The organism is Moorena sp. SIO4A1, from assembly GCF_010672065.1.
Classification (GTDB): Bacteria; Cyanobacteriota; Cyanobacteriia; order Cyanobacteriales; family Coleofasciculaceae; genus Moorena.
On record NZ_JAAHHX010000006.1, the window covers coordinates 200,132 to 210,372 of the forward strand.

At 45.7% G+C, this 10,241-nt stretch carries 13 protein-coding genes; 9 read left to right on the forward strand and 4 right to left on the reverse strand.

The window, feature by feature from the left end:
- Positions 1-69 precede the first annotated feature (69 nt).
- The gene (locus tag F6K53_RS06445) at positions 70-807 is read left to right on the forward strand and encodes a 15,16-dihydrobiliverdin:ferredoxin oxidoreductase (RefSeq protein ID WP_293025443.1); all 738 of its coding nucleotides are present in this window, start codon (positions 70-72) and stop codon (positions 805-807) included.
- Entirely contained in the window at positions 804-1,547 is a 744-nt protein-coding gene (locus F6K53_RS06450) for a phycoerythrobilin:ferredoxin oxidoreductase (RefSeq protein WP_293025444.1), read from the forward strand. Before F6K53_RS06445 ends, F6K53_RS06450 begins: the two co-directional genes overlap by 4 nt.
- Positions 1,548-2,239: 692 nt before the next feature.
- Here the strand turns inward: F6K53_RS06450 and F6K53_RS06455 are convergent.
- On the reverse strand, positions 2,240-2,392 hold the full coding sequence (locus F6K53_RS06455; RefSeq protein ID WP_293025446.1) for a CopG family transcriptional regulator: 153 nt from the start codon (positions 2,390-2,392) through the stop codon (positions 2,240-2,242).
- 55 nt (positions 2,393-2,447) lie between these two features.
- Here F6K53_RS06455 and F6K53_RS06460 point away from each other — a divergent pair, with 55 nt between their 5' ends.
- On the forward strand, positions 2,448-3,863 hold the full coding sequence (locus F6K53_RS06460) for a transposase (RefSeq protein WP_293025447.1): 1,416 nt from the start codon (positions 2,448-2,450) through the stop codon (positions 3,861-3,863).
- A 29-nt stretch (positions 3,864-3,892) separates the two neighbouring features.
- Here the strand turns inward: F6K53_RS06460 and F6K53_RS06465 are convergent, their stop codons facing one another.
- Positions 3,893-4,024 (reverse strand): hypothetical protein, encoded by a 132-nt coding sequence (locus F6K53_RS06465; RefSeq protein WP_293025448.1) that lies wholly within the window; start codon positions 4,022-4,024, stop codon positions 3,893-3,895.
- A gap of 11 nt (positions 4,025-4,035) precedes the next feature.
- Between F6K53_RS06465 and F6K53_RS06470 the strand changes: the two genes are divergently transcribed.
- The 6 genes from F6K53_RS06470 (at position 4,036) to F6K53_RS06495 (ending at position 8,464) form a co-directional block, all read left to right on the forward strand.
- Positions 4,036-4,770 (forward strand): phycobilisome rod-core linker polypeptide, encoded by a 735-nt coding sequence (locus F6K53_RS06470; RefSeq protein ID WP_293025450.1) that lies wholly within the window; start codon positions 4,036-4,038, stop codon positions 4,768-4,770.
- A gap of 550 nt (positions 4,771-5,320) precedes the next feature.
- On the forward strand, positions 5,321-5,839 hold the full coding sequence (locus tag F6K53_RS06475; protein WP_293068754.1) for a phycocyanin subunit beta: 519 nt from the start codon (positions 5,321-5,323) through the stop codon (positions 5,837-5,839).
- An 88-nt stretch (positions 5,840-5,927) separates the two neighbouring features.
- A complete protein-coding gene (gene cpcA, locus F6K53_RS06480; protein ID WP_293068751.1) occupies positions 5,928-6,416 on the forward strand; it encodes a phycocyanin subunit alpha in 489 nt (162 codons plus the stop codon).
- 73 nt (positions 6,417-6,489) lie between these two features.
- Positions 6,490-6,639 (forward strand): hypothetical protein, encoded by a 150-nt coding sequence (locus F6K53_RS06485; protein ID WP_293080163.1) that lies wholly within the window; start codon positions 6,490-6,492, stop codon positions 6,637-6,639.
- 101 nt (positions 6,640-6,740) lie between these two features.
- Positions 6,741-7,577 (forward strand): HEAT repeat domain-containing protein, encoded by an 837-nt coding sequence (locus F6K53_RS06490; protein WP_293068748.1) that lies wholly within the window; start codon positions 6,741-6,743, stop codon positions 7,575-7,577.
- A gap of 248 nt (positions 7,578-7,825) precedes the next feature.
- The gene (locus F6K53_RS06495) at positions 7,826-8,464 is read left to right on the forward strand and encodes a HEAT repeat domain-containing protein (RefSeq protein ID WP_293068745.1); all 639 of its coding nucleotides are present in this window, start codon (positions 7,826-7,828) and stop codon (positions 8,462-8,464) included.
- A 15-nt stretch (positions 8,465-8,479) separates the two neighbouring features.
- On the opposite strand, the gene prmA is transcribed toward F6K53_RS06495, so the two are convergent.
- Together prmA and F6K53_RS06505 are read right to left on the reverse strand one after the other, a co-directional pair.
- Positions 8,480-9,376, reverse strand: coding sequence for a 50S ribosomal protein L11 methyltransferase (gene prmA, locus F6K53_RS06500; RefSeq protein ID WP_293068742.1), 897 nt, complete (start codon positions 9,374-9,376; stop codon positions 8,480-8,482).
- A 164-nt stretch (positions 9,377-9,540) separates the two neighbouring features.
- Positions 9,541-10,241: ACT domain-containing protein (locus F6K53_RS06505; protein ID WP_293080166.1), on the reverse strand; the 701-nt coding region annotated here is incomplete at its 5' end.

The window sequence follows — 10,241 nt, forward strand, 5'->3', positions numbered from 1 at the left end:
AAATGAGACAGGAAGTATCGCGATACTCTATGCTCAGTAAGGGTTTTACTATGTATACGAGCAATATAAATGTATCAGCCTTTCCTGGACTATCTGGAAAAAGAGCTATTCAAGCGGTTTGATTTAAGCAGTCAACCAATTCCCCCAGGCTTAGAACGCCAGGTAAGCGATCGCGCTAAACATCGGGCAATTATTCAAAGCTGGTGTTACCAATGCCCGGAATTGCGAAAGATTCGCTATACCTACATGGATGTTGGACCAGTCTCTCAAGTGTTTAACAGTGTGATATATCCCAGTCACTGTTACGATCTCCCTTTGCTAGGGATTGACTTCTTAGCCTTTGGCAAAAAGAAGATCCTGGTGGTTCTAGACTTTCAGCCATTGTTCAGGGATGAAGCGTATCAGGAAAAATATATTGAACCGATGCGAGTCATTCGCGATCGCTATCAGGACTTGGCACAAAACTTAGAAATGAAGTTTTATGATGCCAACCAGTACTTCTCTAAGTATCTACTGTTTGCCAAAATCGATTCCCTAGAGACAGTGAAAACAGAAGTCTTTGAGGCTTACAAAGACTACTTGGCGTTATATTGGCAAATGGTGGAGCAAGCTGAGCCTCTAACTGAGCCAGAAGATATTGAGCGCATTGTTAAGGCACAGAAAGACTACGACCAGTATAGTGCCGACAGAGACCCAGCCCATGGTCTGTTCAGCAGCTACTTTGGTCCCGAGTGGGCAGAGCAGTTCTTATATGAGTTCTTATTTGAAAATGCCATGCCTTTAGCCGTTAGTCAAAGCCAAACATGACTCTCTATCAGCCGTTTCTAGACTACGCGATCGCATATCTAAAAGAGCGCCTTGATCTACAGCCTTATCCCATTCCCCCTGGGTTTGAAAGCAAATTCGCAACAGTGGGGAAAGGGAAAAAGCAGCAAGATGTCCTGACCACCAGTTATGGCTTTGCTGCACCCAAAATCAGACAAATTCGAGCTGCTCATGTCCAGGGGGGAGCAGCATTACAGGTACTCAATTTTGTAATCTTCCCCCACCTCAACTATGACCTCCCCTTCTTCGGGGCTGACTTAGTGACCTTACCTGGTGGACATCTGATTGCCTTGGATATGCAGCCCCTGTTCCGAGATGACCCAGCCTATCAAGCTCGTTACACGGAACCTATCCTACCGATTTTCAAGGCTCATCAACAGCATTTGCCTTGGGGAGGAGACTTTCCTGAGGAAGCAACACCGTTCTTTTCCCCAGCTTTCCTGTGGACACGCCCTAAGGAAACCGAAGTAGTGGAAAATCGGGTGTTTGCTGCCTTCAAGGACTATCTGACAGCTTACTTAGATTTTGTGGATCAGGCAGAACTAATTACTGATTCCGAGCATCTCAAAGCCATCAAGGAAGCTCAACTGCGTTATCTGGGTTATCGTGCTGAGAAAGACCCAGCTCGTGGTATGTTTCAGAGATTTTATGGCAGTGAATGGACTGAGGAGTACATCCACGGTTTCTTGTTTGATCTAGAGCGGAAGCTGGCAAAGGCTTAAGCGTAGGATGTTAAAAATTAACCTCAGTTCGATGTAAGAAAGTGGTTAGTTTTTTCAGGAGTCAGGAGTCAGAAGTCAGGAGTCAGAAGTCAGGACAAGACTACAGAATTGATGGGAATAATACAGAATTTTATTGTTGATAAAACTCTGATTAATTGCCAAGTAACTGGGAAATAATTTATCTTGATTCCATTTATTATGACTCGATGCTCCTGACTCGATACTCCTACAATTTTAGAGCTTTTAATTGAAGGGGCAAGAGTTTAGCCTCCTCCATAGCAGCGATCGCGCCAAAGGCCAACAGTAGCCAGAAACAAATTTTTTTAAAATATCTCAAATCCTTGTCTTGATGCAGCCCCTCCCCACTGGCGCTTTGGATCAAGACAAGGTTATTTAAATGGGCGACAGCTTACGTAATACTTCATACTTAATACTTGATACTTCATACTTTATATTTCCCTAAGATAACAAATTATGTTTTTTGATTAAGAAACGTAAAAAAAGTTATGATTGTATGAAGCTGATCCCCTAAATCTGTGATTATAACTGAGTAACCATTCAGCTATCAGCTATCAGCTATCAGCTATCAGCTTTTAGCTATGAGTTTATGCCCATAGCGCACGCTACCAAAACATCCGGGAACGTGAGAGCCCCTCTCTTTTAAGGAGGGGATGAAACGGACGCGACGGGTTTTAACCCGCCGTGTCCCTCTGCTTAGGTTCAGGAAATTTGGCTATTAGACTTCTGACCAACTCAGATGGAGTCATCCCACGCCGTTCTGCTTCTTGCTTTAATTGCATTTTTTCAAATTTATTAATTCGGATCATCAATCGTTCGTCTTTCATTTTTGGAATACTATTTGCGCGCACGAATGTTCCGATTATAGTAGGAGGCAATCAAATGTACAAGACGATTCCAGTAAAAGCCAACTTGACAGAGGAAGAGCAAGCTTTTTGGGTATTTCAGTGCCAACAAGCGAATAGTCTGGTAAATTGTGCTATCTATTACTCCAAACAAAAACATTACACCTGGTTAGAACAGCAAGAAGAAGCTTTTACGACTTACTGGCGAGAGGATGATCTTAGATATGGGTGGAAAACCTATAAATGCAGTGTCAAATATGCCGAACTCTGCAAGAATCTAAAAGAGAATCCTCACTATAAGGCGATGGCAGCTCAGTCGGCACAACAAACTCTCAAGACTGTAGCCGAATCAATCAATAGCTACAATCAGTTAGTCGGCCATTATTACAAGGGAAAAGTCGATAGACCAAAACTGCCAAGATACAGAAAGAAAGGCGGATTGGCAGCTGTAACTTTCCCTAGACAAGCTCTTGGTTATAAGTCAGGGTTGTTCTACCCTTCGATCAGCAAGGAAACAAAACCTGAGTTGATCACCGAGATTACCCTGGAGCCGCCGGACTTTATAGATCCGGACTGGGTAAAACAGATAACTGTTCGTCCGTACCTTGGGCAACTTTGGATCGACTGGGTAATTGATGACGAGAAGCAACCAATCTCTGATAACCCCAACCTCGACTATTCCCAAGCGTGGAGTTTTGATCACGGCGGGACGAACTGGCTGACTGGGCTTTCAACCCTTGGCAAGAGCCTGATAATTGACGGTCGAAAACTCAAGTCAATGAATCAGGGGTACTGCCGGTTAGTCGCCAAGTACAAACAGGGGAAACCAGAGTTTTACTGGGATTCCAAGCTAGATCGAGTGCAGCGGAAACGAAACAACCAGATACGGGATGCGATCAACAAAGCTGCTAGATTCATTATCAATCGGTGCTTAAATGATCGCATTGGAAACCTAATTATCGGCTGGAACGAAGGACAGAAAAGCCGTTCTAATATGGGCAAACGTGGCAATCAGAATTTCGTAGTCATCCCGACCAAGAGACTAATCGAACGGCTGAAACAACTTTGCCCTGAGTACGGCATTAAACTAACAATTACCGAGGAATCGTACACCAGCAAAGCGTCTTTCCTTGACGACGATCCATTACCAAAATATGGTGAAAAACCCAACGGGTGGTTTCCGTCAGGATGTCGGGTAAGGCGTGGTTTGTATAAAACTTCTGAGGGATACCTGGTAAATGCCGACTGCAATGGTGCGGCCAACATTGCCAGGAAAGTAGCCACACAGCTAAATATAGACCTAGCTAAGGTGGGTAGAGGGAGCTTGACACTCCCACACCGGTATGAAATTTTCAAGTCACTGAATAGATCGTACCGCACAAGAAGTGTTCGCGAAGCGTCGGCGAAAGCCGATAGAGGCGCGGTTTCAACCCGCCTCGTAACAACCTTGTAGAATCCCCCGTGCTTCAGCCGGGGGAGATGTCAAATGAACAGCTTATGCCCATAGCGCACGCTACTTGAGTGGCCATTGGCCAACGACTGACCACTGACGGCTGACGGCTGACGGCTGACGGCTGACGGCTGAATGCTAAGATGACTTAGGTTTACGATCATAGAGGTGATTAATGACAATTCCTTTGCTAGAGTATCCGCCCTCAACCCAAAATCAGCGGGTCGCTGGATATGAGGTGTCCGGAGATGAGCAGCCTAAACTATACACTACAGCTAATCTTCTCTCTCCATCGGAAATGGATGAATTGATTAGGGCAGCCTATGGTCAGATTTTTCATGAACAACAGATTCTCAAAAGCAACCGCCAAACTTTTTTAGAATCACAGCTGAGATTTGGTCAAATCACCGTGCGCGATTTCATTCGTGGTCTAGCAACATCTGAACCTTTTTGGCAGCGCAATTATCAGACCAACAACAACTACCGTTTTGTCCAGATGTGTGTACAACGCATCTTGGGGCGTGATGTCTACAGCGAGCGGGAGAAGTTAGCTTGGTCAATAGTGCTGGCTACTAATGGGTTACAAAACTTTATTGATACTCTGCTCGGTAGCGACGAGTATCTGGAAAACTTTGGTGATCACACCGTGCCTTATCAGCGGCGACGGATCATAGCCCAGCGTACTCAAGGGGATCTACCCTTTGCCCGGATGCCTCGTTATGGGGAAGACTATCGCACCCAACTGCAACAGCTAGGTTACTTCAAATACCAACCAATTGGTTTCAAAACCTATTATCCTCCTGCCTCAGTGCGCTTTGTAGCAGGAGTACTCACTAAGGCAGGGGCTGTAGTCTTACTTGGGGGAACAATGGCGATCGCCTTAGCCGCCTGGGGTATTATCAGCCTGTAGCTTTGAGTGTAGGTTTGATAAGAAATGTTACTAACCTGCTAACAGTTAGAGCAATTAGCAGGAGTGAACAGCTGACCTGTGTCTTGACCAGAAGGTCAGCAACCAAGAGGCTTCCAGCACCAATGTGGAGCAAATCCACAGGGTAGCAATGGCAAGCCAGTTCTGATCTGCCATTGCAATCAGACATCAAAAAATCTTAAACTCTTAACAAGATGTAACGAATAAAGGCTCGACATCATTGTATAAAAGTTACCTGAAGGGTAAATAGTGACAGGCGAAAGCCAACCAACCGGTTGACACACAGCATTCCTAGGTCTCTCACCAAAACGTGAAGTTTTGTAATTTTTCTTAACGATCCGTTTTGTTACCAAACTCATGGGACAAAGACTAGGACAAAGACCAAAAAAGAGAGATAGGAGTATTAGCTGTGGCTGGAGCATGTTCTATGCCTTTCCCGTTTCAAACTGCTTGATTCAGTTTGATTCAGTCTGAGTCTGTTTAACTGAAGCCCGTTTTGAAACAAAACCAACTAACCTAGGAGATTCCGTCAATGTTTGATGCGTTTACTAAGCTTGTTTCGCAGGCTGATGCCCAGGGTCAATACATTAGTGCTGACCAACTAAGTGCTCTTAGCGCTATGGTGAAGGACAGCAACAAGCGGATGGATGCAGTTAATCGCATTACCAGCAACTCTTCCACCATTGTGGCTAACGCGGCTCGCTCCCTGTTTGCTGAGCAACCCCAGTTGATCAATCCTGGTGGTAATGCCTACACCAGCCGTCGGATGGCTGCTTGCTTACGCGATATGGAAATTATCCTGCGCTATGTAACTTACGCCATTTTTGCTGGTGATGCTAGTGTGCTGGAAGACCGCTGCCTGAATGGTCTGCGGGAAACCTACCTAGCTCTGGGAACTCCTGGTGCTTCAGTGGCAGTGGGTGTAGAAAAGATGAAGGACGCTGCGATTGCGATCGCTAACGACTCCAATGGCATCACCCCTGGTGATTGCAGCTCTCTGATGGCTGAAATTGGCAGCTACTTCGATAAGGCAGCTGGTGCGGTTGCCTAAAAAGTATCGGCATATCACTTGCTGTCTAACAATCACAACTTCAAACGTTTTTGAAAACTTGACAAAATATTAGGGAGATACCTAGACAATGAAAACCCCGCTTACAGAAGCCGTCGCTGCTGCTGACGCTCAAGGTCGTTTTTTAAGTAATACAGAAATCCAGACTGCCTTCGGTCGATTCCAGCGGGCTACAGCTTGCTTAGAAGCGGCAAAAGCCTTGACTGCTAAAGCCTCAACCTTGACTGACGGTGCAGCCCAAGCGGTGTATAACAAATTCCCTTACACCACTAGCATGCCTGGATCAAACTACTCATCTGACAATACAGGTAAAGCAAAATGCTCCCGTGATATCGGTTACTATCTGCGTATGGTAACTTACTGCCTAGTTGCTGGTGGTACTGGACCGATGGATGAGTACTTGATTGCTGGTTTAGATGAAATCAACCGTACCTTCGAGCTCTCTCCAAGCTGGTACATCGAAGCCCTCAAGTACATCAAGGCTAACCATGGTTTAAGTGGTCAGCCTGCTAATGAGGCAAATAACTACATTGACTACGCTATTAACGCCCTGAGCTAATTGCTCTTTTGGCCTGGAAAGGTCAGCAGGTGTTAGCAAGAACTAGCGTCTGCTGACCTTTCCGGGCATTGTTTTGTCTATACAGTTTGTCTATAGCAAAGGGAGCAGGGAGCAGGGAGTAGGGAGCAGGGAGCAGGGAGTAGGGAATATGGCATCAAAAATGCTCACCATTGATTTAGGTACCCTATATCTACCAAGTAATCAGATCAATGATGAAGAATAAAGTAAGAAATTGGTAGGTTTTTTGAGGAGACAGGAGACAGGAGCGTGCGTAAAATGAAAATTAACAAGTTTAAATTAACAAGTTTAAATTAGCAAGTTAACATGTTGCAGCCTAGTCTTGAGAATTATGTTGAGACTGATAACTCTGAGTCTTTAACTGTAGAGCAAGCCATCGCAAATCTACAAGGTAACGACCAGGGGCTTCGCTATTATGCAGCATGGTGGCTAGGAAAGTTCCGAGTGCGGGAACCAGTGGCAATTGATGCCCTAATTGCTGCGCTAGAGGATCAGGAGAACCAGACAGAATTAGGAGGATATCCTCTGCGCCGAAATGCCGCCAGGGCATTGGGCAAACTAGGAGACCATCGAGCTGTACCTGCGCTGATTAATTGTTTAGACTGCTCCGATTTTTATGTTAGGGAAGCAGCGGTACGATCTTTAGGGATGTTAGGGGATCGTGCCTGTATTCCCAAGCTGATCAAACTGCTAGACGGAGGTTTAGAAGCAGCCCAGCCTATACTCGGAAGTCCCCACCTCGCCCAACCCTACAATGCTGTCATCGAAGCCTTGGGGGAGCTTGGTGCCACCGAAGCCATTGACCTAATTGAAGTATTCCTAGAACATCCCAACGAGTTGGAACAGTATGCCGCCGCACGGGCGATGTACCAGCTAACTCAAAACCCTACTTATGCTGAACGTTTAATCAAAGCTTTGAAAGCTGATCAAGTGCTACTGAGGCGGGCAGCTCTTTCCGATCTCGGGGCAATTGGTTATTTACCAGCAGCAGATGCGATCGCTCAGACCTCGGCAGAAAATAATCTGAAGCTACTCGCCCTCAAAGGAATTTTAGAGCATCACTTAGAAAACAATCCTACTGATGGTTGCTACCTATCGGAGACTGCAATTAAAATTATAAACTTGATGGATGGTCTTCTATGAAGTGTGAAGTTTAAAGCATGAAGGATGAAGGATGAAGGATCAAGTTTCAAGAATCAAGGATCAAGTTTCAAATAATTTTATCTAATCATTTATCTAACAATTTTATCTAACCATTTATCTAACCATTACTCTGCCACTGGTGGGTTTTGATGGTTTTACCTTTTGCTTTAAATCTACCACTAGGGAACGCCTAGGGCAAACAACCTTGGCCAAAAGGCCACGCTAAGCGAACAACCTTAGACTCCTTCATGACCAACACAACTCAAGGCCAAGAATTAATTCGAGCTGTGAAAGAGGCAGATTCTGCCTATAGCTTAGTAAAAGCAGTGAAAGCCCTAGCTAATGCCCGTTTAGAGGCTGGGATTCCCACTTTAATTGCAGTTCTTAGCTACAATAACCCAGGTGCAGCAGGAGTAGCTGCCGGTGGGCTAGTGGGATTAGGTAAAACAGCAGTAGCGCAATTGCTAAACCTAATTGATGACTATAACTACGGAGGTAGAGCTTGGGCAATCCGCGCACTAGCAGCAATTGGGGATCCTAGAGCCTTAGATACCTTAATCGAAGCAGCTGAAAGTGACTTTGCTATGAGCGTCCGTCGAGCTGCGACAAAAGGTCTGGGCAACCTGGACTGGGAGGATATGCCTAAAGATAAAATTCCTGCTGCCCAAGAGCAAGCTTTTAAAACACTACTGCTAACCTGCCAAGATACAGAATGGGTAGTTCGTTATTCTTCCGTAGTAGGATTGCAAGGTCTAGCTACTGCTGTAGTGGTCACCTATCCGGATCTGGCTGAGACTATCAAAACTCATTTAGCGCAAATGTTCAAGACTGAAACCGATGTAACAGTGGGCACCCGTATCCAACTGGCTATCCAACAACTTGCATGAATGACTAATCAGTAATCAGGAACGCCGAATATTAAAACAACACCAATCTTGACGCTTCCAGAGGGTGGCGACAATCCAGTTATTTTGTTCTAGGGTATCAGCAATCGGTTTCACCTGATCTAATAACACACCACTGATAACTCCCCAGCTGGTGGGTTTCACAATAGCATTCATTAGTGGAATTAAATCAATAATCACCTCTGCGAGAATGTTGCAGAGGATTCCATCTACTGGTTCACCATTAGTAAGCTTAGACAAGGTTTCTAGACTACCCTGTTCTATTACCAGATCCTGCTCAGACATGTTGTTAAGAGAGCGGTTGTTGCGGGCAGCACCCACGGCTAATGGGTCAATATCCACGCCATAGACCTTTTTAGCCCCTAACAACACCGAGGCAATGGAAAGAATGCCGGAACCACAGCCAATATCCGCTACGACATTGTCGTGATCACTGCTGAAGCCTAGACGCATCTCTAATGCTTCCATGCATAACTGAGTGGTGGGATGGGTACCTGTGCCAAATGCTGCTCCGGGATCAAGGCGTAACAAGATCCGTTCGGAAGGGTCTGGTAAGGGTAGCCAGGCGGGATAGATCAAAAAGCGATCGCCAACTTCTTGGGGTTCCCAGTATTGTTTCCAACTACTTGCCCAATCTTCCTCATCAATCAGGTGCCACCGAGTTATCGGTACTGGCAGCCCTACAGTAAGGGCATCCTGATTTACCCAAAGGGCAAGGGCTGCCAAATCCAACAGCTGTGCTTGTATTTGGGGTAAGTGAGCCAGCACTAGTTGAGAATGTCCCTTAAGCTGGGTGGACATTCCTCGACAACCAAACTTCTCCAATCGCCAGAAGATTAAATCCTCTAAGGCAGAGTCGCACAAAATTTGAATTTCCCACCAGCTGTTTGCCATATCTTAGTTCCGAGGTCAAGAGTGCTGAGTTTAAGAGTGGGGAGTCAGCAGGGGGAGGTACCTGCTCTACACTTAAGGAGCAAGATTGTTTGTACCTATAACCTTTTCCCCATATTCAGCACCCAGCACTCAGCACTCAGTACTGAACGTATTCAGTACTGAACTTATAAAGTTACCGTGTGAGCATCCCTAATCCCTGGCACCTTCATAATCTCTGTCAAAACTCCCTCCGGTAAGGGGTCATCTAGACTAAGCACCATAACTGCGTCACCCCGCACAATTTTGCGGCCCACCTGCATACTGGCAATATTGACATTAAAACTACCCAGTAGAGAGCCAATTTTACCAATAATTCCCGGCATATCCCGGTGTAGGGTAAACAGCATATAGTGAGTGGGAGGAACATTAATCGGGAATTCGTCGATACTGGTAATGTAGATTTCCCCATCATTTAACAAAGCACCCGTTACAGAATGTTTCCCCATGGAACCGGTAGCTGATAGATCTAGGGACCCAGAATAGTCTCGCATCGAAGCATCCCTGGTTTCAATTACCCGAATGCCCCGCTCTTTTGCTTCAATGGATGCATTGACATAGTTTACCCGCTCTCGCAGTGCCTGGGAAAGTAAGCCTTTGAGGGCAGCAACCACTAAGGGCTGGCTTTCGTTGGTAGCTAACTCTCCCTGTAATCGGACATCAAGTAATTCAATGCGTCCCCCCGCCAGTTGAGCAACTAGGTTACCCAGAGTTTCTGCCAACTCCATGTATGGTCTGAGTTTTTCAATCACATTGGGTGACAATCCAGGAATATTAACTGCTGAACGGGCGGGTAAGCCTAAGAGGACATCCCGAATTTGTTCGGCTA